The organism is Vibrio sp. HI00D65, assembly GCF_001635455.1.
Classification (GTDB): domain Bacteria; phylum Pseudomonadota; class Gammaproteobacteria; order Enterobacterales; family Vibrionaceae; genus Vibrio.
In genome coordinates this window covers 126,457-145,704 of sequence record NZ_LWEH01000011.1, presented here as the reverse complement: position 1 = coordinate 145,704, position 19,248 = coordinate 126,457, and the positions used below count along the sequence as shown (strand labels likewise).

Annotated in this window: 20 protein-coding genes and 2 pseudogenes; 3 read left to right on the top strand and 19 right to left on the bottom strand. The window is 42.3% G+C overall.

All coding sequences use genetic code 11. The features are described 5' to 3' along the window. Positions 1 to 46: 46 nt before the first annotated feature. Complete coding sequence (locus A3712_RS03115; RefSeq protein WP_063522240.1) at positions 47 to 1,075, top strand: methionine synthase; 1,029 nt, start codon at positions 47 to 49, stop codon at positions 1,073 to 1,075. 96 nt (positions 1,076 to 1,171) lie between these two features. Here the strand turns inward: A3712_RS03115 and A3712_RS03110 are convergent, their stop codons facing one another. The 9 genes and pseudogenes from A3712_RS03110 to A3712_RS03070 all read right to left on the bottom strand — a co-directional run bounded on the left by A3712_RS03110 (position 1,172) and on the right by A3712_RS03070 (position 7,269). Next, positions 1,172 to 1,654: a tetratricopeptide repeat protein gene (locus A3712_RS03110; protein ID WP_063522239.1), complete on the bottom strand. Its 483-nt coding sequence runs from the start codon at positions 1,652 to 1,654 to the stop codon at positions 1,172 to 1,174. Between the two features lie 232 nt (positions 1,655 to 1,886). Further along, a complete protein-coding gene (locus A3712_RS03105; protein ID WP_063522238.1) occupies positions 1,887 to 2,258 on the bottom strand; it encodes a RidA family protein in 372 nt (123 codons plus the stop codon). Between the two features lie 10 nt (positions 2,259 to 2,268). Beyond that, positions 2,269 to 2,700 carry a GNAT family N-acetyltransferase gene (locus A3712_RS03100; RefSeq protein WP_063522237.1) on the bottom strand — a complete coding sequence of 144 codons (432 nt, stop codon included), beginning with the start codon at positions 2,698 to 2,700 and terminating at the stop codon, positions 2,269 to 2,271. A gap of 72 nt (positions 2,701 to 2,772) precedes the next feature. Next, positions 2,773 to 3,291: a GNAT family N-acetyltransferase gene (locus A3712_RS03095; protein WP_063522250.1), complete on the bottom strand. Its 519-nt coding sequence runs from the start codon at positions 3,289 to 3,291 to the stop codon at positions 2,773 to 2,775. A 31-nt stretch (positions 3,292 to 3,322) separates the two neighbouring features. Next, positions 3,323 to 3,706: pseudogene (locus A3712_RS03090) on the bottom strand (hypothetical protein); the annotation flags it as partial. A gap of 118 nt (positions 3,707 to 3,824) precedes the next feature. Then, positions 3,825 to 4,661: a DUF3626 domain-containing protein gene (locus tag A3712_RS03085; RefSeq protein WP_063522236.1), complete on the bottom strand. Its 837-nt coding sequence runs from the start codon at positions 4,659 to 4,661 to the stop codon at positions 3,825 to 3,827. A 102-nt stretch (positions 4,662 to 4,763) separates the two neighbouring features. Then, positions 4,764 to 5,591 (bottom strand): MBL fold metallo-hydrolase, encoded by an 828-nt coding sequence (locus A3712_RS03080; RefSeq protein WP_063522235.1) that lies wholly within the window; start codon positions 5,589 to 5,591, stop codon positions 4,764 to 4,766. A gap of 56 nt (positions 5,592 to 5,647) precedes the next feature. Then, positions 5,648 to 6,538 (bottom strand): hypothetical protein, encoded by an 891-nt coding sequence (locus tag A3712_RS03075; RefSeq protein ID WP_063522234.1) that lies wholly within the window; start codon positions 6,536 to 6,538, stop codon positions 5,648 to 5,650. A 254-nt stretch (positions 6,539 to 6,792) separates the two neighbouring features. Then, on the bottom strand, positions 6,793 to 7,269 hold the full coding sequence (locus tag A3712_RS03070; protein WP_063522233.1) for a DUF2059 domain-containing protein: 477 nt from the start codon (positions 7,267 to 7,269) through the stop codon (positions 6,793 to 6,795). Positions 7,270 to 7,851: 582 nt separating this feature from the next. On the opposite strand from A3712_RS03070, the gene A3712_RS03065 reads away from it, so the two are divergent. Beyond that, positions 7,852 to 9,675, top strand: a complete 1,824-nt coding sequence (locus A3712_RS03065; protein WP_063522232.1) for a M4 family metallopeptidase — start codon at positions 7,852 to 7,854, stop codon at positions 9,673 to 9,675. 537 nt (positions 9,676 to 10,212) lie between these two features. Here A3712_RS03065 and A3712_RS03060 read toward each other — a convergent pair. The 8 genes from A3712_RS03060 to A3712_RS03025 form a co-directional block, all read right to left on the bottom strand. After that, positions 10,213 to 10,611, bottom strand: a complete 399-nt coding sequence (locus tag A3712_RS03060; protein WP_157618700.1) for a MaoC family dehydratase — start codon at positions 10,609 to 10,611, stop codon at positions 10,213 to 10,215. Then, complete coding sequence (phaC, locus tag A3712_RS03055; RefSeq protein WP_063522231.1) at positions 10,611 to 12,368, bottom strand: class I poly(R)-hydroxyalkanoic acid synthase; 1,758 nt, start codon at positions 12,366 to 12,368, stop codon at positions 10,611 to 10,613. Before phaC ends, A3712_RS03060 begins: the two co-directional genes overlap by 1 nt. Positions 12,369 to 12,448: 80 nt before the next feature. Then, positions 12,449 to 12,799, bottom strand: coding sequence for a phasin family protein (locus tag A3712_RS03050; RefSeq protein WP_063522230.1), 351 nt, complete (start codon positions 12,797 to 12,799; stop codon positions 12,449 to 12,451). A gap of 464 nt (positions 12,800 to 13,263) precedes the next feature. After that, positions 13,264 to 13,980: a dihydromonapterin reductase gene (gene folM / locus A3712_RS03045; protein WP_063522229.1), complete on the bottom strand. Its 717-nt coding sequence runs from the start codon at positions 13,978 to 13,980 to the stop codon at positions 13,264 to 13,266. Further along, positions 13,977 to 14,615 (bottom strand): GTP cyclohydrolase I FolE, encoded by a 639-nt coding sequence (folE, locus tag A3712_RS03040; RefSeq protein ID WP_063522228.1) that lies wholly within the window; start codon positions 14,613 to 14,615, stop codon positions 13,977 to 13,979. Before folE ends, folM begins: the two co-directional genes overlap by 4 nt. An 11-nt stretch (positions 14,616 to 14,626) precedes the next feature. Further along, the gene (gene folX, locus A3712_RS03035; RefSeq protein ID WP_063522227.1) at positions 14,627 to 15,004 is read right to left on the bottom strand and encodes a dihydroneopterin triphosphate 2'-epimerase; all 378 of its coding nucleotides are present in this window, start codon (positions 15,002 to 15,004) and stop codon (positions 14,627 to 14,629) included. Between the two features lie 108 nt (positions 15,005 to 15,112). After that, positions 15,113 to 15,610: a 2-amino-4-hydroxy-6-hydroxymethyldihydropteridine diphosphokinase gene (folK, locus tag A3712_RS03030; RefSeq protein ID WP_063522226.1), complete on the bottom strand. Its 498-nt coding sequence runs from the start codon at positions 15,608 to 15,610 to the stop codon at positions 15,113 to 15,115. 181 nt (positions 15,611 to 15,791) lie between these two features. Continuing rightward, positions 15,792 to 16,037 carry a hypothetical protein gene (locus A3712_RS03025; RefSeq protein ID WP_063522225.1) on the bottom strand — a complete coding sequence of 82 codons (246 nt, stop codon included), beginning with the start codon at positions 16,035 to 16,037 and terminating at the stop codon, positions 15,792 to 15,794. A 1,020-nt stretch (positions 16,038 to 17,057) separates the two neighbouring features. On the opposite strand from A3712_RS03025, the gene A3712_RS03020 reads away from it, so the two are divergent. Continuing rightward, complete coding sequence (locus tag A3712_RS03020) at positions 17,058 to 18,287, top strand: DUF3103 domain-containing protein (protein WP_063522224.1); 1,230 nt, start codon at positions 17,058 to 17,060, stop codon at positions 18,285 to 18,287. A 127-nt stretch (positions 18,288 to 18,414) separates the two neighbouring features. Here A3712_RS03020 and A3712_RS03015 read toward each other — a convergent pair whose 3' ends face one another. Both A3712_RS03015 and A3712_RS03010 read right to left on the bottom strand, forming a co-directional pair. After that, positions 18,415 to 18,711, bottom strand: coding sequence for a Dabb family protein (locus A3712_RS03015; RefSeq protein WP_063522248.1), 297 nt, complete (start codon positions 18,709 to 18,711; stop codon positions 18,415 to 18,417). Positions 18,712 to 18,941: 230 nt separating this feature from the next. After that, positions 18,942 to 19,165 (bottom strand): annotated as a pseudogene (locus tag A3712_RS03010) (hypothetical protein). Positions 19,166 to 19,248 lie beyond the last annotated feature (83 nt).

Here is a 19,248-nt window from a genome sequence, read left to right as displayed (position 1 = left end):
CAGCGATTAAACGCTTCTAGCAACCTACGGACAGGCAGAATTATTTATGAAAACACTATTACCGACTTCAACAGCAGGCAGCTTGCCTAAACCATCTTGGCTAGCACAACCTGAAACACTTTGGTCTCCATGGAAACTGAAAGGCAACGAACTAACGGATGGCAAACAGGATGCATTGCGTGTATCGCTTCACGAACAACAACAAGCAGGCATTGATATTGTCAGCGACGGTGAGCAAACACGCCAACACTTTGTAACAACCTTCATCGAACACCTTAATGGTGTCGATTTCGAAAAGCGTGAAACTGTGAAAATACGCGATCGTTACGATGCCAGTGTCCCAACCGTCGTTGGCCCGGTTTCACGACAGAAACCGGTATTTGTTGAAGATGCGAAGTTTCTACGCCAGCAAACTGACCAACCTATCAAGTGGGCACTTCCGGGACCAATGACCATGATAGATACACTTTACGACGCGCATTACCAAAGCCGTGAGAAACTAGCGTGGGAGTTTGCCAAAATCCTAAACGAAGAAGCAAAAGAGCTAGAGGCAGCCGGTGTAGACATTATTCAGTTCGATGAGCCAGCCTTTAACGTATTTTTCGATGAAGTGAATGATTGGGGTATCGCTTGCTTGGAAAGAGCCATTGAAGGTCTTAAGTGCGAAACCGCAGTACACATTTGCTATGGCTACGGCATTAAAGCCAACACAGATTGGAAAAAGACATTAGGCACTGAGTGGCGCCAATATGAAGAAGTATTCCCTAAGCTTCAACAATCGAACATCGATATCATCTCGTTAGAGTGCCATAACTCTCGCGTACCACTTGAACTGCTTGAGTTGGTTCGTGGTAAGAAAGTGATGGTTGGCGCTATTGATGTTGCAACCGATTCCATCGAAACACCGGAAGAAGTGGCTAGTACTCTAAGAGAAACACTTAAGTATGTTGATGCAGACAAGCTCTATCCTTGCACTAACTGCGGTATGGCTCCCCTACCTCGCAACATTGCCTCTGCTAAGCTGAATGCACTCAGCGCTGGTGCAGAGATAATGCGTAAAGAGCTTTCTGCGTAACGCTGATCAAAACGTATAAAAGTAAACCCTTCAAGCCTAAGTGTCACTCGATACTTAGGCCTTTATTGGATTGGTAAATTGCCGATTGAAACTCATTTACCAAGTTTTATCCAAGTCTTTTGCGTATAAAGAGATTGCCCGTTGGTACTCTTTAATCGCATCACTATTGGTTGTGGAAACCAATAACTCAAGTAACAGAGATGTCGCTTCTTTATGTCGACCTAAATTGTACAGACACATCGCGTAAAACGGCTGAACTTCAAGGGATTCAGGATACTCTGCCATCGTCTGTTCGAAATAGCTTAAAGCCTCAGTATATTGACCTAGACTTCGGTAAGTGCATGCTAAGCCAAACAATGCGTCAAAGCGCTCTACCGGGGAAAGCTTCCCTTGCAGAGATAAAACATAATGCTTAATCGCCTGCTGTTCCTTACCTTGATTATCGTACGACCAGGCTATCTGCAGGTGTGCTTTGGCTGCATAAATTTCATCACTTAATAGTGTTACCAGAAAATCACGAGACTCTTCATATTTCTGTTCTTTTCGAAGCGCAATGGCTTGTGAGATAGTTCTTTCCATTCTTAATACCTGATTGCTCTAGGGTTCGGATACACGAACTTCTAATTTAAGTCCGTTGAGTTGACTAGATAGCAAAAGAAAAATAGTGTGCTATTTAGACGATGCTAGTACACAAGCAGAATTTGAAATATTGGTTTACGTACAACCTAACCCCAAAAAACAACACCAAGTTCGACACGCGAAAAGTGATTCGGCTCTTCTTAAGTTATGGGCGCTTTTCTATATTTAGTTATTACAGTGCCACTGTCGCCTCAATCTCAATCCTTAAATCAGAGTGAATCAATTTAGAGACCTCGACTAGAGAGCAAGCCGGAAGATACTCTCCATAAAAATCAAACAATAATTCTCGAATACTGCCTAGTTCAGACATATCACAGATAAAGATCGTCAGCTTAATAAGATCACTGACTGCTCGCTGTTCATGCTCTAGTATTTGCTTGATCTGACTAAGTATCTCACTGGTCTGCTCACCAATTCCTTGATCCTGTGAACTTGTGCCGTAAGCAGTCAAACCAGAAACATAGAGCGCACCGTTGTGCTTTGTCGCGTGAACATAAGGCCCAGCAATTGATGGCAAGCCTTGATAATTTATACGTTCAACCATTTATCTTCCTTTATAGATTAGCTAGTTGCAGCTCCATTTCAACAAGCCCTTTTACCTCAGAAATTTTTTTAAAACCTTTTGATTGATACAGCTTAATAGCGGGGTTCTCACTGAACACGCGCAGCACTAACTGATCCGACGCCTGACTGTTAGCGTGTTCAATCACTAAATCTAAGCACCTAGAACCAAAGCCCCTGCCTTGTTGCTCGGTTAATATCTGTAAATCTCGAAGGAAGGTTGTCTCACTGGTGTAACTAAAGCGGACAACGCCAATACGAATATCGTCTACATAGACTTCATAGTTATCTAGCTCATCCCAGCTGCGTAAAAACTGATCATGACCCCAAACGATTCCACGCGTATCGTAGTAAGACGCCATATTCGTTTTGGTTATCAGCTCTGCGAATTTTGGGTCTGAACCTTTGACCAATTTTACGTCCATATTGTATCCTTTGTTTTCAAATTGCTTCCTAATACTGCATCCAAAAGTGCCATAAGTATTGAATCAAAAACGTTAAGAAGATTTAAGATGTATATCCATATCTAAAGCCTTTTCCAACCACATTGAACTGATGTATTGGCCATTTTTCTTTGCATATTCATTGAACACACCAACTTCTCGAAAACCAAAATGCTTGTGCAGTGCAATCGATGCCTCATTGGGTAATGCCACACCGGAAAGAACTCGATGAACACCGAAATCAATGATTGATGCGAACAGCTGAGAATACAACTTAGAGCCTATCCCTTTACCTTTTGCATCTTCAGCTAAATAAATTGTAACTTCAGCTGTATCTTCAAATGCTGATGTTGCTCTGTACGGTTGAGAACATGCAAAACCAAGTAGCGAGTCGTTTTCGGTTGCAACATAAAGTTGATATTTACTATCACTCGAGAATTGAGAGAACCATTGCTGCCGATTTTCCAACGTAAACTTGCCTTCTTCAAAGCGCGCGTTAGTGTGCTCAATATAGAAATTGAATATGCAAGTAATAGCGGCTATATCGGACAACTCTGCAGTTCTGATTTTCATTTTGTACCCTTTGGTTCTCACTGATTTACGATTAAGACTTAGCATCGACCTTTTCTATAAGCCAACTCCCTTGGCACGGGCCATTGGTTAATTGCCAACGACCATCAAACCAGTTGCCGCTGCCAGTTACTGAAAAGCGATAGTCCCACTGGCGATGTTTGGCATTTAACCGTAATACACCGCTTTCACAAACCCAACCCGCTAATGCTGTTCCGTTGTAGGTAAGCCTCAAAGTGGCTTTGCCTTCACGGATGATTCCTGTAATGGTTGTTAGCTCACACATATTATTGCCATTGGTGTTAATTCGGTGACCTAGCCACTCACCGTCAAAGTCAGTAGATGGCACAAAACCAGAACTATCAAGAAGTTTAGGAAAAGACTCGGAGTTGCTGGACCCTTCAACACACCAGAGATAAAGCGAGCAATCTCACTCATTTTAAAATCCTACCGAATATATTTTGCATGCGGGTTTTCGCTAGATGTAGGGCGTTGTAGTTAAAATCTCAGAAGAGCCCACTGATACGATTAGAGATTTATTCTGATTGATAACCAAACCGAGCCAAGTAATGCCAGACCTTCTTTACGTCTTGTTGGTCATAACCTTGCTGTGTCACGGCTAGCCCCAGTATTCTCGCATTGATCTTTCCGTTTACTGCTAACTTTTTTGCGAGTTCGATAAACGACTGGCCACGATAATCTGGGTAGCGACTCATCTCTTTTATGCTCAGCTCAAAGCCATTGTGCCACTTTATCGGAACGCCCAATTTAATCGCGCGTTCTTCAATAATCGTCGAGCGGTAGATAGGGTCTAATACAAGGCATTCAATATCGTCTTTCAGAGAGATAACACCATGAACATGCGCTTCAATATAATCATCAAGTAAGTCAACATCGGATGACAATGCTGTATCAACTAATGCCTGCACACGGCTAGCAACAGCGAAATCCTCTGGCTCAAAGAAGCTGTCTGGATAGCAGAACGTAGTTCGTTCCGAGGTCTCCGCTTTCAGTTGGAAATAACAAGATCCGAAACGAGGTGCAGCGCCAGTCTCATAGTTACGGTAGTTCAGTGCCCCATATTTAGGCCTAAGCCCATTTGGGGCATCATCATACGCGCCGTCGAACACTCGCTTTTCCCATAACCAACGGTCACCACCTGGGTAAGCCGTCATACCACCGTTACTGGTACCTGTTTCAAATTGAGACTTCAAACATCCATCTTCAGCAATTACTTCGAGCAAAGGTTTATTGTCGAACGTATAACGATCAGGGTGGAAGTTGATCGTCACCGCGCAACTCTTTAAACAATCCGTGCCTTGTGATTTCAATCGGATATTTTCGATTGCTTGCTCAACTGCGTTGTCAGCCATGAAATCTCCTGTGTTCAAAAAATTAAATCATTAAATTACAGCCAAAAAGTTCAATTTGACTATGATAAACATCTGTTGAGAAAGAACCCATCTTACCTTAGATTAGTCAAGCTTTTCCTTCGCTAATGCTTCCTGCTGTTCTAGGAAGCGGAAAAAATTGCTTTCGCTAATGAACGGGTTATTCGAACCATCGACATTTCGTTTCTCACGATTAACGAATAAATGATTCTTATGTGGATGGTTAGACAAATTAACACTCACAACAGGAGGCTGCAAAGCGATCTCTCGGACTCTGTCCATACTCTCGAAAAACTGCTTCGCTAGTTTTGGATCTCGTGCATTAATACTGTGTCCGCCAACTACAAATGCGCGATGTGATACCCCCTTGTCTTTCACCATAAGGTCTATTGAATAGTCCCCTTCCGTATGACCGGGGGTAAGGTAAAACTTAAACTCGTCCTCACCGACGATAAGACTGCTACTGTCTTGCACAAATAAGTCTACTTCGGGAGGCAAAAAAGTATTCTTACCGCTGCTTTTGTTGGCTTGAGAAATGGCTAATTCATAACCCTTCTGCGTCATCACAACTTTTGATTCATATTCAGATTGAAGATATTGCGCTCCACCAGCATGATCAGAATGACCGTGAGTCACTAAAATGTGTGTGATTGCCTTATCTTGTAACCCAAGCTTTTCTAAATTGGTGGGGATCCACATCGAATAGGGGAAATCGAGTGTATCAATAAGAATCAAACCTTTTGATGTCTCTACCGCATAAGACGACACCCACCTATCACCAACGTAATAAACGTTATCGAACATTTGGAACGGTTCAACATAGCCGTTTTTAATCGACATTTCCGGAACGTTTTCAGACGCTATGACACTGCTTGAAACCAGTAAAAATAAGCCAATAGATAGCTTTTTCATTTCTCGTCCTAAGTTACTGACATTGCATAATGTTAGCTACAACATCCTAATTAAATTCACTCTTCTAACAAACGACACTGATACTCTGCGACACATTTTAGCTCTTCAGCATGTTCAGGGAATTGTTCTTGAAGAAAACACAATGCATCCGCTAGAGTTATCTGATGTAAGTTGGATGTATATCCAAAAACCAATCGGTTCACATTGTCATAGAACTCATCCGAATCATCTGAGCTTTGACACTGCGCTAAGATAGCTTGGTCAATCTCATCGTCTGGATCTTCCAATGGGCTATTGGCCTGTCGATAGAGATTAAAAAGCATTGCGTCATATTGCTCTTTCGACAGCTCTTCCTTGCAACGCAATATCCACGTAAGCGTAATAAGGTTGTGCCCAAAAAAACCGAACTGCTTTAAGCATGCTAGTACTACGCTTTTCAGCTCTACGACTTCACGTGTATCAATGCTTTGGTCGCCATCAGAACAGCTCGATGTGACAAATTCAGTGACGCGGTTAAGGAATGCTGGAATTTGAGACGGCTCTAACTCACGGTAAACACGATTTAACGCCAATAAGATAGTCACATTGTGAGATAGGTATTCGCTTGTTCGAGAAGCCTGCGAAACGTAATGCGCGAAGATGTCTTGAAAGCCCTGATTCTCATGCCACTGCATTAAAGCGGCATACGCAGCTGGGTATACCCCATTGTACAATATCCTATGGATACGAAATTCTGAGAACTTGGGTGCTTGTACTGTTGCAGAGTACTCGCCTAAAACTCCAATCTCAGTTTTATCTATTAACTCACTCGTTTTAAGCCACACATTGCCTGATTTAGCGAAATACCCATTCAGATAAGTCGCAGCCAAATAAGCTTTTAAAGAGTGAGGTTGATGGATGCTGGCACTGCTATAAAGTGCCTTTTCCAATAGCTGGTCGCTTGTCATGTTTCCTCCGTGAAACCGAAGCTTAGAAATTAATAAATCATATCGTACGGTGAGTACATTTACCGTAATGCACAGTAGAATGCCATGCATTACGATTCAACCAAAAGAGGTTTATATCGGCGACTTAATTCGTCAGCTTACTCAAGAGCAATTTGGTTTTTACTTCATACGAGCAAATAGCCGATTAGAGGTCGTATTACGGGCTTCAGTTAACAGCTACTTCATACCGGGTCTAACTGCTTTCTAGAAATTAATCACTCGTTGCTATGCTCTTCCATAAAAGGAGTCAGTTTTTCAACTAGCAAATGTTGCTTATTTTGAGCTTCAGCCATACCGATCTGCGCTCCAAGCTTTGTAAGCTCCGGCGACTGTTGAATAAATTTCTTTCCAACAGGTGTACCATAAAACTCAATTATCTGTTTCATTTCTGACATCGTGAATTGTTTTGAATAAAGGTTCGCTATTTCAGTTCGCATTTTTACTCGGTCAATATCGTTGTCAAACCAGTCCCTGTAAATCCCTTTAAGCTCTTCTGTCTCTTGAGCATTCAGCTTGAGTTTATCAGCTAACTGGTTAACGATTGGCAACATAGCTTCAAAGCCACCTAACATTTGCTTATCAACTTCCATTACAGTCAACAACTCTTGAGCTGTTTCAAACTCTACTGTTTCATTGGCTTGAGCAACTGAAAAAATTGAAATCGATAAAAATAAACTAACTACCTTAAACATTGGATTCCCTTTTATTTTTAGAACTTAATTCTGTATATTTATTATTAGTTATTGGAGTAAATTTAACATTATACATTATTACCAGTAAAAATTTCACTTCAACTAGCATTTATAACAAGGGCTTACGCAAAAAAAGAGTGAATTTGCAACTCAAATTAAGGTTACCCTACCAACGCAAGGCTTAATTACAAATAAGTCATTTAATTTTGCGATGCATATTTAATAACTATATCAACAATATAATGGGTACAAGTTTTATTGTTAGTAATGCAATTAAGAAAACCTGTTCAACAGGTTAAAAACCACGTCAATACGATTAAAACAAGTTAAGGATTAATAACATCTTTCACTTCATATAATTACAATTAAAATAGAAACGCCAACATTAAAAACAATTAAATCAATAATTATATTTGTAAATTATGAATTACATACACTAAAAATAAATCTCTCAAAAAAACTTGTCACAAGTCGATATGCTCTTCCAATCTTGATTCGTAACATATGGCACCATCGTGTTGCATATAGACTTCCTATTTAGCCGTTGGGAAGAAGGAGTTTATATAAAATCAGGAACAAGAAATGAACCAACAACGTCAACTAAGCTGGAAAATAGCAGCTATCCTAGGTACTTCTTTCGGCTTCAATGCACACGCTGCAGAAATGATTACCATCGAGAACGATAGCCTACTCCAACAGAGCCTCATCACTCAGTCGAAGAGTGTTGCCCCACTAGAGTTAGGTTTTTCTGAGGTAAAACGGGTAGTACTGCCCAATGGAAAAACAAAAGTACGCTTTCAACAAACTCACTTCGGTTTACCTGTCTTTAATACATCCGTTGTCGCCACCCTATCTAAAAACTTGCCTTCTCAAGTATTTGGCTCGATGGCACAAGGGATTAGCGATGATCTCTCAAGCATCGCGCCTAAATTAAATAAAGAACAAGCCATCGAAGCCGCATTGTCATCCCATCGTTCGTTTACAGTCGGTAAAAAGTCGATTGAAAACAAAAATGCTAAGTTAGTTGTAAGACTCGATGAAAGTCAAACCGCTCAAATGGTGTATTTAGTCGACTTCTTTGTCGCTTCCAATTACCCAGAGCGTCCCTTCTTCTTTATTGATGCCATGACGGGGGAAGTCCTTCAAAAATGGAATGGCTTAAATCACGCTAAAGCTGTGGGAACCGGACCTGGTGGTAACAGCAAAACCAATCGATATGAATATGGTACTGACTTTCCAGGATTTTCGATTGATAAAACTGGAACCACATGTACTTTAGAAAACGACGCTGTGAAAACGGTCGACTTAAATAACAGAACTTCTGGTAGTTCAGCCTACAGTTACAACTGTAGCGACGACGCCAACTACACAGATCGTAAATACGTGAATGGCGCCTACTCTCCCCTTAACGACGCGCATTATTTCGGAAACGTCGTCTTTGATATGTACAAAGAGTGGATGAACACATCACCTTTATCGTTCCAACTCACTATGCGTGTTCACTACAGTACCGACTATGAGAATGCCTTCTGGAATGGCTCATCCATGACTTTTGGAGACGGAAAAAATACTTTCTACCCATTAGTCGACATTAACGTCAGTGCGCATGAGGTGAGCCACGGTTTCACCGAACAAAACTCAGGATTGGTCTACAGAAACATGTCAGGCGGTATCAACGAAGCCTTCTCCGATATCGCAGGCGAAGCCGCTGAATACTATCTGCGTGGAAATGTGGACTGGATTGTTGGTAGTGATATCTTCAAATCAGAAGGTGGACTGCGCTACTTTGACCAACCTTCAAAAGATGGCCGTTCAATTGATCATGCCTCTGATTACTACGATGGTTTAAACGTTCATTTGTCGAGCGGTGTTTATAACCGAGCATTTTACCTTTTAACCAACAAATCAGGCTGGGATGTACGCAAAGGTTTCGAAATATTCACCGTCGCAAACCAACTGTATTGGACAGCAAACAGTACCTTTGATGCCGGTGCATGTGGCGTAGCTAAAGCGGCTGCAGATATGGGTTATACGGTTACCGATGTGGTAGATGCGTTTAATAGTGTTGGTGTCAACGCAAGCTGCGACCCTACCATTCCGGGTGACAATGTACTCAACAAAGGGGCGCCTATCGCGAACCTAAGTGGCAACAAATATTCTGAAAGCTTCTACACATTCTCCGTAGATTCTGCATCAAACGTAACGGTGGCAATATCTGGCGGAACTGGCGATGCAGATCTGTATGTCAAAGCAGGCAGTAAACCAAGCACTTCAAGTTATGATTGCCGCCCTTATCGTACAGGTAATAACGAGCAATGCAGTGTGAGCGTGCTACCAAGCGTCACCTATCACGTGTTACTTCGTGGGTACACAAATTACTCTGGAGTGACTCTTCGACTAGATTAAGTCTAAACAAATCAATTACTGATACATAGTTAATTGCTTACAGTCTACTAATATAACAACCTCTGCTTACGCTAAGCGTGAACAGAGGTTTTATTTTTTGGGTCATACTCTTTTAGATTACATTGTTAACGTATTTCTTTCATAGCTAACAACACTATTGACAGAAGAGCCGTTTAAGTTCTTCAAAATACCTTCTGTATTTTGTATACAGGGAAGCGAGCACCTTCGATAAATCCTTTATGGAAACTACATGACAAATAACGGCTACTTTTAATTGTGCCGACTCGCCCTTAAGGATTAGCACCATTGATCATATCATCCGCACAGTTTAAGCAAGCTGAGTTCTCGGAGTTTAGTATGGGTAGAGGTATTTTGAAAATCAGAACTTTATATTTTTGACAATAGCGTTTTAGCGCAAAGCACTAAAACGCACATTAGAATCGAATTATTAATTGAAAAGATCTGGTAGTACATCCGCTGATCGCGTTATTGCCTTTGGTTTTCAGTAAATGTTGGCTGTCTTGTATGGCGTTGTGGTTAAACAGAATACATCACTGTCGCTTCACCATCGACCGCGACTTCACCATTGGCGTTCAATACTTGAGTAGATATCACAGAGATAGGTTTGTCTTCACGCACACTGATCACTTCCACCTTGGCTGTGACAGTTTCGCCAACAAAAATAGGGCGAAGAAACTTCAAAGATTGCCCCAAGTAAATGCTGCCTGCCCCCGGCACTTTAGAAGCCAACAAGCCAGAGATAAGGCTTGATGCCAACATACCGTGCACGATTGGACGCTCAAATTGCGTGGTTTTAGCGAAATTTTCATCTAAATGAATTGGGTTGTAGTCTTCCGAGATGCTCGCAAACCCTTCTACAGTTTGCTTATCTAACATCTTTTCTATTGTGGCAGTCTGGCCGATTTCTGGCTTCACTATGCGGACTCCTTTTCCATTTCATTTTCTTGTGCGATGACATCTTGAATACGCTGCTTCACGTATTCACCTGGCGCATCCAGTTCCCCTTCTAACTCACGAGCTTCAATCATTTCGGAGAAATTGCGCTCATCGACCCAGTTTTGCCAATGCGACCACCACGAGCCATGGTGCTTGTCGGCACTGGCAAGCCACTGAGACGGTGCATGAACGTTATCATCATTGGTCCAAAAACCATATTTATTGGAATCGGCATGATTCATCGGCCCTGCAATATGACCGCTCTCAGTAAGTACAAATTTATTGTCTCCACCTAGCAGTTTTGTGCCTTCAAAGTTACCGTCCCATAGCGCGATATGATCATCAATAGCAGAGAGGAAGTAAGCTGGCGACTTTACTTTACCTAAATCAATCGCCACACCATCGATCACCAATTCACCTTTAGCTAGTCGATTCTCAAGATAGCACTGACGTAGTAACTGGTTATGGGTCGCAGCAGTCACGTTGGTGTTGTCACAGTTCCAATAAAGGAGGTCGAATGCCATTGGGCTCTCCCCTTTCAAATAATTGGAAATGTAGTAATTCCAATACAGACTGTTTTCACGAAGTAAGCTGAATGACACGGCCATTTGGCGGCCATCCATATAACCACGTTGGTTGTTTTGCGCTTCAATGCTGCTGATAATCGGATCATTGATGAAGACCCCTAACTCACCTGGCTTTTTAAAGTCGAGAATTGTCGTCAGCAGAGTGACCGATTTAATTCTCTGTTTACGGCGTTTGCCAGAAAGGTAAGCCATGGCTGTGACTAAGGTGGTACCGCCGATGCAATAACCAATACCGTTAACTTCTCGCTCGCCAGTCGCATTTTCAATGGCATCAAGTGCAGGCAGCACGCCTTGAGTCACGTAGTTGCCAAAATCGACCTCTCGCATTTGAGCATTCGGGTTCACCCAAGAGATCATAAATACTGTGTGGCCTTGGCTGACCAACCACTTCACGTAGGAGGTCTCTGGATTGACATCCATAATGTAATATTTGTTCACGAACGGCGGTACGATCAGCGTCGGACGTTTATAGACTTGCTCTGTGGTCGGCTTGTATTGAATCAGCTCGAACATCTCGTTTTGAAAGACGATTTTTCCGGGTGTTGAAGCAATATTCTCACCCAAGTTGAACTGGTTTTTGTCCGTCATTCGAATATTGAGTATGTCGGCACTTTGCTCTAAGTCCTGACGGAACTGCTTCATCCCTTGAATTAGGTTTTCACCCTTGCTCTCCATGGTCAGCTTGAGTATCTCTGGGTTGGTCGAAACGAAGTTACTTGGCGACATCGCATTCAGATACTGCCGAGTGAAAAATGAAAGTCGAGCTTTGCTCTCATCATCCAGTCCATTTTCGTTCTCAACTGATTGTTGAATGTTGTCACAAGCAAGTTTGTAGCTCTCTTTGATGTAACGATACAGTGGCGTTTCATTCCATGAAGGGTCACGAAAACGGCGATCCGTCTCTTTGGTTTGCTCCTGAGTGCCAAGGATACAATCGTTGAGTAGATTAACTTGCTGCGCCCACCAATTCATCTGCTGCTCAACCATGTTGGTTGGGTTCTGAGTCATTGAGCCAACCCACTTAGTAAAATCTTCCGATTGGGTTTTCATCAATGTTGATTGTGTTGGCTGCCCTAGATTGTCCATCCAGGCTTGTCCGTATTGGGAAATGAGGTTCATCATACCTTCAAAGGGCGATTTATTTTCCATTCTGACATCCTTGTTAGAAGTGATGTTGATAGATGGCGATGCTAGAAATTACGCTCCGCCATCAACCGACAAACAATAAACTAAGCACTTTTCGCGGTCTTTACCGCAGAGGCAGTAAGCTCGTCAGCGGCAGATTTAAAATCTTGACCAAGTTGGGTCAGCTTTTGGCTATCTTCCATGAGTTGTTGTGAGATCTTACTCGTCACTTCCATCTGTTTCGAACCATAAGCTGGAAGATCTTGTGGCTGTTTTAACGAGGCTAAGCTCTGCAAAGACTCATTACCTAGCGCGCTGTAAGCTTGTAGGCTATCAAGCTGAATCTTGGTCAGTGTCTCTATATTCTTAGTCACTAGCTGATTGAAGTTGTAAAACGGGTTTGTTACAGACTCTAGCTGCGATGTGAAAGCCTTAAATGTTTCCTGAGTAGACATAATTTCATTCCTTGTACTGAGCAGATCGAAGAAGTAAATGTGCGCTGCCAATACGAATTTGGTTTAGTATTTTTGCGCAACGGTTAACATATTGATCAAGATCAAAGTGAAAGTCATCCCGTAAAATGCCCGAAAAATCGTTCCATAAACGGTCTAGTTTAAACATTTGTTTGAATTTTCTGCTCGGATGCTCATCCCCCTAATTAGGTAAGTGGGTTCGCAGCGAGGTCAATATGAGCTGCGTTTAATACAGTTCACTCGAATCAGTAGATGAATTGACAGAAACGTGAAGTTTGTCACTTTATTGTGCGAGGTTAAATGAGGTTGCTTAGGCAGGAGCAAACCAAATAGGCCTTTAGATATGAACACTCAAGCCAGAAGTTTGAAACAAGAGCGGGAGAGTCCATATTCAGAATGAAATGGGCTTTTCAACCAAGGAAGAGCTCAATGTTATCGACACGAATTCACTTTAGATGCCTGCCGCCATCAAGGTGCAATGTTCTTCCTGTCATGTAACGACTGGCCAGTACATACTTGATGCCATCAACCACTTCATCAAAACCCGCTTCGGCCGGAATCAAAGCTTTTTGCAGAGCTTTAGTCTTATACACCTCGTCATCATGATCATTAAATTTGATCATAGCTGGGGAGACAGTATTTACTTTCACTTTGGGAGCCAGCATCGCCGAAAATGAAAGCGTTAAGTTATTAAGCGCCGCTTTGCTTGCCGCGTAAGCAATATGTTTTCTACTGCCTTTTTCAGCAACATAGTCACTGATGTGGATGATATCTGAGGTTTGATCGCCAGACATCAGAAGGTCTTTGAGCGACAAGTTGATGAGGTATGGTACGCCGACGTGAACTGCCATCATCTGGTTCATAATTTCTGAAGCATTCTCACTCGGGTCTTTCTTATTTTCCGGTTTCCAGTCCGAGGCATTATGAACGATGGCTCGAAGCGCTCTGTACTCCTGCCCTACATAACGCAGAAAGTCCTCTACGCTGCTTTGCTGATAAAAGTCGACGCGCTGTAAATCTGCCCCCTTATCACGCAGCTGTTGTAACTGAGGGTATTCGCTGCGAAAGGTACCAATCACTTGATACCCATCAGCCAAAAGTTGCTGAGAGAGTGCGAACCCTAATCGCTTCCCTACTCCCGTTATCAGAATCGTCTCACTCATCTTAAAAACTCAGCTCTAGTTTGAGGGTTAGTTTTGAAAATACCACCGAGCGCCGTTGTGGTCGTTTCAGAGTTGGCATCCATAACGCCTCGAGACTTAACGCAGTAATGCGTCGCTTTGATGGTCACCGCTACGTTTTCTGTCTCAACGAGAGTCTGTATGGCAATTAAAATCTGCTGGGTTAAGCGTTCTTGAACTTGAGGGCGTTGCGCGAAGAATCGGACGATTCTATTTATTTTCGACAGGCCAAGTATCTTCGATTCTGGAATGTAGGCCACTTGCGCTAAACCGTCGATGGTGATGAAGTGATGCTCGCACGTGGAAGTTAAATCGATGTCCGACACTTTTACCATTTCGTCGACCGACATCTTATTCTCTATAACGCTCATTTTTGGAAAGTTGTTGTAATCAAGACCGGAAAATATCTCGTGTACATACATCTTTGCGATGCGGTGCGGCGTTTCTGCAAGACTGTCATCCGTTAGATCCAAACCCAACGTACTTACGACTTCAGTAAGTAGTCCCTTAATGCGATTGTATTTCTGGTTGCTGTTCATTTCACTCGCGGTCATCGGGGTTTCAAGCCCTCTCGCCAGGAGAGCTGCTCTTACTTGTTTTGCTTCTGTGCTCAACATTGGAACTCTCCTTAGAAGTTATTATCTTGGTCCGCTTCATAGCTCAGCGTGAGCGAAACCGAGTCGGCAAAACGCAGTGCATGAGGTTTATCGATTCTCACTTGCGCGTACCGAACCCATGAATGATCAATGCAAATTCCAAGTACGTCGCTGGTTAGCTTTTCTAAAAGCAGGAATCTTCCAGATTCGACATGATGGATAATCTTCTTGCAGATGTTTTTGTAGTTGAGGGCATTGTCGACGTCATCAGAGAGGCAAAGATTGTTAGCTGGATAATGAATCTCTGCGTTTATAACAATGTCTTGCTGCTTGGTTTTCTCTTCTTCATTGAAGCCGATGAAGGTTCGCAGTCTGAGATTTGTGATGGTAATAATCGCGTTGTGGTTCATAGCAGTTTCCATTCCGTACAAAGTGTTATCAGTTACGTGCTTGTTTTAAGAAAAGATCAAATAAAGTCTGATATTGAGAGTCTGCGGTTTTTGACAGCTCTAACGGCATTAGGTGAGACTAAGCTCGAATGGGATTGAATTGGTTTTCTGACGCGACTGGTCAAAGTTATTCCAAAGTTGTTGGTAGGAGATGTTTAGGACCGGATGATGAGCAGTCGCGGCAAGGTCGACTAATGGACGAAGCACGAAAGCGTACTCGGTGATTTCACCTCTGGGTAACTCTACCCCGTCGATAATGCCCACTAGATCGCCGTAAAGAAGGATATCGATATCCATGGTTCGCGCTGCATATTCTTTAGTCTCGCGTTGGCGACCGTTATCTGATTCGATTTGGTGAAGAGCTTTAGATAATTCAGCGATAGGAAGGTCGCATTCAAACTCCACGACCAGATTGAGGAAGTTATCTCCTTTAAAGCCGACTGGCTCGCAATCGTAAAACTGAGAAATTTGCAGTGGAGCGAAGCGGTGATTCAATGCTTTGAGAGATTCTGTGACGTGATGTTCGCGGTTAATATTACTTCCGATACTGACATAGACGGTGGCCATAGTGATTCTTCCTTTTTTAAGTAGCTTATACGTCCTACTCGCTATGAAGATCAGCTATACGTCCTTCAATGTCGGATTGTTGCTTAAAAAGGTTTTGTCGAAAGTTTGCCTACATGCTTAACCGCAATAGCATCGCCGCCCTTTGAAAGCTACGACTCGCCAAGCAACAAGTGTTAACCACTTAGTTGCTTGACTGATGCCCAGTCTCCTTGGCTAGCTTTTGCATAGCCTCGGCGAACGTTGTTGTTCCACCTTTAGCCTTAACTTGTACAACCTTGTGACCCATGTTTTCTAGCGCTTGGCGCTCTGCCAATACTGCTTGGTCGTCTTGTTGGCTACCTTGATCTGGCTGATGAATGTAACACCCTTCTAGTTGACCATCCTCGACCAATTGGTGGTGTTTCAGTTCTTGGATATCAAAATTCATAAGTCAGTCTTTCCATTTAAATTGGAGGATTATATGGCGAAAGCCAACAGCATGTTTCATGTTGTCATTTTTACCACAAGGTTCTTCATACATGAAGAGCGAGGCGAATGACCAAGACACCTACTCACACAACTAGGCGTTGTCTTATATTCTGGAGATCAAGGTTAAAACTTCGCTAGTAAACAACTTTCCTGACCACTGATTGACGATGTCATCATTCCGATTGCGGTGCCAATAAACACACAATGAAAGCTTGGTGTATTCAAAAGGAGGCTCTAGAAGCTTAATTTTATCTTTACAGAAGTCGGCGTTACCGTAAGGTTTGTGATAGCAGTATAACCGCGCCCTGGGTTTAACGCTTCAAACAATTAACTTCGTTCTACCGGAATAACCTTGATATCAACAGTGGATCAGTAAGTTTAAGTGCCTGACCAAAGTAATAGATTTGCTCAGCTAAAATCCCTTTAGGCCTAGCGTTTTTATGCAGGAAGTGTTTGACGCGAGGAAGACGTCATAACGTTGTTCAGTGAGGAGTGGATTGATCTTAAAAATAACGTAGTGCGCAGATCAGATCATTTCATCGCGCTAGTGATTAAGGGAGTCGAATTATACCGAAAACTATCTCTTCCGAAATGCGGCCTAAACTACAGCAGATATAGAGTAATCCCAAATCACTTTTTGGCGTTGATTGCTATGGACAATTGATATTGTGCTCAACCAACTCAGCCCGCCATAGTCACTGATTCTTATCATTCCTAGAGCATTTCAAAAACACGCCTCAGTCATATCAAACCGTAGATAGATAATAATATTGTAATTTAGCTATTGATTGGTTTATAAAAACATAAATATCAAGCTTATATTTGGTAAATTTTATAAGAATCAATAAAAATAAGATCTTGTGCTAGAAATTAAAACAAAAATCAATGACTAAGTTTTGAACACATTCACCTTATTGATAGGTTAATCCTTGTAGGGCAAATGCTCTATTAATGATAAAAATTAAAATAAGGATTATTTATGAGACCATCTTTCTCGATCAGTATGGTGCTTGCAACGACTGTAGTTGGCCTACAGTCTTATGCAAACAATATCGACACAACACACTCTATTACTGACACTCTTGCTGTTGCAAAGAGTGTCGCAGCACAAAAGCAATCATTGGCGTTGCAAATAAGTTCACTCTATGTCGATCTTGAGTCTTCTTTGAAAGCACAAATTACCGAAAAAAGGCTAGCGACTCCTTTAGAAGAACTCAACCCGGCTCACCCCTACTCTGCCTTTTCAAGCAAAATGCACAAAGCCGATCTCAGCTACCGTAAGATGAAAGGGATCAACGACTTCAGTGACTCAGTGTTAGAAATTAGGATGGCTGATGAAGCCATGGTTGAAGCTTGGAAAAATGGTGAAAGCCCGCTGTTTGCTTACGAGCCATCTGGTGATGATTCAAATTGGCAATACATCGAAGCTTACGATGTGTATGGGCAAGTTCATGAGTTAGATGTGTATCAAATGCCCGATGTTCCGGTGTTTGTGATTGATAGCAACGGTGCGGAGGAGCTCAGGGCAGGTTTAATGACCATGCAAGCCGAAATGAAAAAACAAGGCACAGACACGCTTCTTAACGCTGACAGCAGCAACATTATTAGCAGCCTGAACAAAGAACCTCAAATACAGACACTGTTTAGCGGTGCTGCACGCTCTTTGGTTGAATCGGAACCTGAAGAGTTGAATACCACTCAGTTAACCAAGATTCGTTTAGCGTTCGATAGAGAACCGTGGATCTCTACCAAAGCGGAAATATACGCTATCGTTACTGGCGTAGATTCAAGCCGTATAGCTCCACAAATCGACTTAATTGAAATGCCTTACTTGGACTACGACAAACAGACGTACTATCCAAGCCAAAGTATCATCTTTTGGCCACGTTACCGCTGGGGTGCTGCTGATATGATCTTGATGGAGCACGACGATGGTACCAATTATAAAGACCTTGCAAAGTTGCTGGTAGAAGGCGCTGAAGAAATCTTGAAAATGATTCCAGACCCAGAAGTTCAGGGCTATGCGATCATCCCTCAGATCACCAGTAAAATCATTGAGCTAATCCCAAATAATGTATTGGTTAATGACGATGACTTCGTGGATGTATACTACACCTTAATGCAAAACACCCCTTATGTTGACCGTCCTGGAGCAGGTGGTAATGCTGTAGCTTCTTTCACTCCGGTCACTATATTACCGACAGAGTAACCACTAATTTTCACTACATGGAATTTTGACTAAAAATAATGCGCACAGGCCAATACCTGTGCGCTTTCGATATCACTCATTTTGAGAGTTTGAAGTTCAGCCAAGGTGGCTACTAGACTCTTGATGTCTATAAAGAGTAATCAAACACTATGATGTCATCCAATAGTGGGCGGAATACCTCTTTCAGGGCATCGTGCTCTGGATGCGGTAGATAATTTTGTCGCCCTGCTTCATCAGCAAACGTCATCAAGACAGAATGACTGTAACCTTGGTTCTTGTTCTCTGGACTGTCATTTAGCCCCCATTCGACTGAAGTTACACCTTCAACCTTACTTGGCATTGCCTCAAACAGCGCCTTTAGCCTTTCAATCTCTGAAAGCTCCGCATGTTCTTTGAATTTTATCAGTAAAATATGACGTATCATCTGCTCTTCCTTTCCACGCTGATCTAATGCAGCACAACCTTTAATAGTGACCAAAATGCCACACGTCACACACCATGCCAAGTCTTGTTAGTTACTAGTCTGCCATTTAAAGATTCCTATAACGAAAAATGCTGCCCCTAAGGCGCAGCATTTTTCATGATAATGATAGAACATTTAAAGTGGTAAGCACACTTTAAACGTTAGTCACGGCGACCTGCAAGCTTGATCGCTTAGTTTTGAACCACGTTCTTTTGGAATTGGGTTCCGCCATTCGGAGCTTCATTTCTTCCTTCAAGGACTAAGTCTGACTCTAAACGTTCTGCCTTCACTTGATAGCCTTCACTTGATAGCCTTCCCTTCTTGTCATATCGATAGTGCCGGTATGTGTACCGTTAGCAGCAAAAACTGTGTTCATTGAAAGCGCCATTAAGCCAAGTGCAAGTAACTTATTCATACATAACCTCGTTGTATTTCTAATTATCTTTTCGTCTAATATCTGTGTTGCTTTGTTGAGGTATCTTTAGCGACACAGTGATA

Bases quoted from the DNA above. Each gene is read 5' to 3' on its own strand.
- A3712_RS03020 (WP_063522224.1), top strand. From the start codon at position 17,058: ATGAGACCATCTTTCTCGATCAGTATGGTGCTTGCAACGACTGTAGTT.
- folM (WP_063522229.1), bottom strand. From the start codon at position 13,980: ATGAGTGAGACGATTCTGATAACGGGAGTAGGGAAGCGATTAGGGTTC.
- phaC (WP_063522231.1), bottom strand. From the start codon at position 12,368: ATGGAAAATAAATCGCCCTTTGAAGGTATGATGAACCTCATTTCCCAA.
- A3712_RS03075 (WP_063522234.1), bottom strand. From the start codon at position 6,538: ATGACAAGCGACCAGCTATTGGAAAAGGCACTTTATAGCAGTGCCAGC.
- A3712_RS03015 (WP_063522248.1), bottom strand. From the start codon at position 18,711: ATGATACGTCATATTTTACTGATAAAATTCAAAGAACATGCGGAGCTT.
- A3712_RS03115 (WP_063522240.1), top strand. From the start codon at position 47: ATGAAAACACTATTACCGACTTCAACAGCAGGCAGCTTGCCTAAACCA.
- folX (WP_063522227.1), bottom strand. From the start codon at position 15,004: ATGAACCACAACGCGATTATTACCATCACAAATCTCAGACTGCGAACC.
- A3712_RS03095 (WP_063522250.1), bottom strand. From the start codon at position 3,291: ATGAAAATCAGAACTGCAGAGTTGTCCGATATAGCCGCTATTACTTGC.
- A3712_RS03110 (WP_063522239.1), bottom strand. From the start codon at position 1,654: ATGGAAAGAACTATCTCACAAGCCATTGCGCTTCGAAAAGAACAGAAA.
- A3712_RS03065 (WP_063522232.1), top strand. From the start codon at position 7,852: ATGAACCAACAACGTCAACTAAGCTGGAAAATAGCAGCTATCCTAGGT.
- folK (WP_063522226.1), bottom strand. From the start codon at position 15,610: ATGGCCACCGTCTATGTCAGTATCGGAAGTAATATTAACCGCGAACAT.
- A3712_RS03080 (WP_063522235.1), bottom strand. From the start codon at position 5,591: ATGAAAAAGCTATCTATTGGCTTATTTTTACTGGTTTCAAGCAGTGTC.
- folE (WP_063522228.1), bottom strand. From the start codon at position 14,615: ATGTTGAGCACAGAAGCAAAACAAGTAAGAGCAGCTCTCCTGGCGAGA.
- A3712_RS03105 (WP_063522238.1), bottom strand. From the start codon at position 2,258: ATGGTTGAACGTATAAATTATCAAGGCTTGCCATCAATTGCTGGGCCT.
- A3712_RS03100 (WP_063522237.1), bottom strand. From the start codon at position 2,700: ATGGACGTAAAATTGGTCAAAGGTTCAGACCCAAAATTCGCAGAGCTG.
- A3712_RS03025 (WP_063522225.1), bottom strand. From the start codon at position 16,037: ATGAATTTTGATATCCAAGAACTGAAACACCACCAATTGGTCGAGGAT.
- A3712_RS03050 (WP_063522230.1), bottom strand. From the start codon at position 12,799: ATGTCTACTCAGGAAACATTTAAGGCTTTCACATCGCAGCTAGAGTCT.
- A3712_RS03085 (WP_063522236.1), bottom strand. From the start codon at position 4,661: ATGGCTGACAACGCAGTTGAGCAAGCAATCGAAAATATCCGATTGAAA.
- A3712_RS03070 (WP_063522233.1), bottom strand. From the start codon at position 7,269: ATGTTTAAGGTAGTTAGTTTATTTTTATCGATTTCAATTTTTTCAGTT.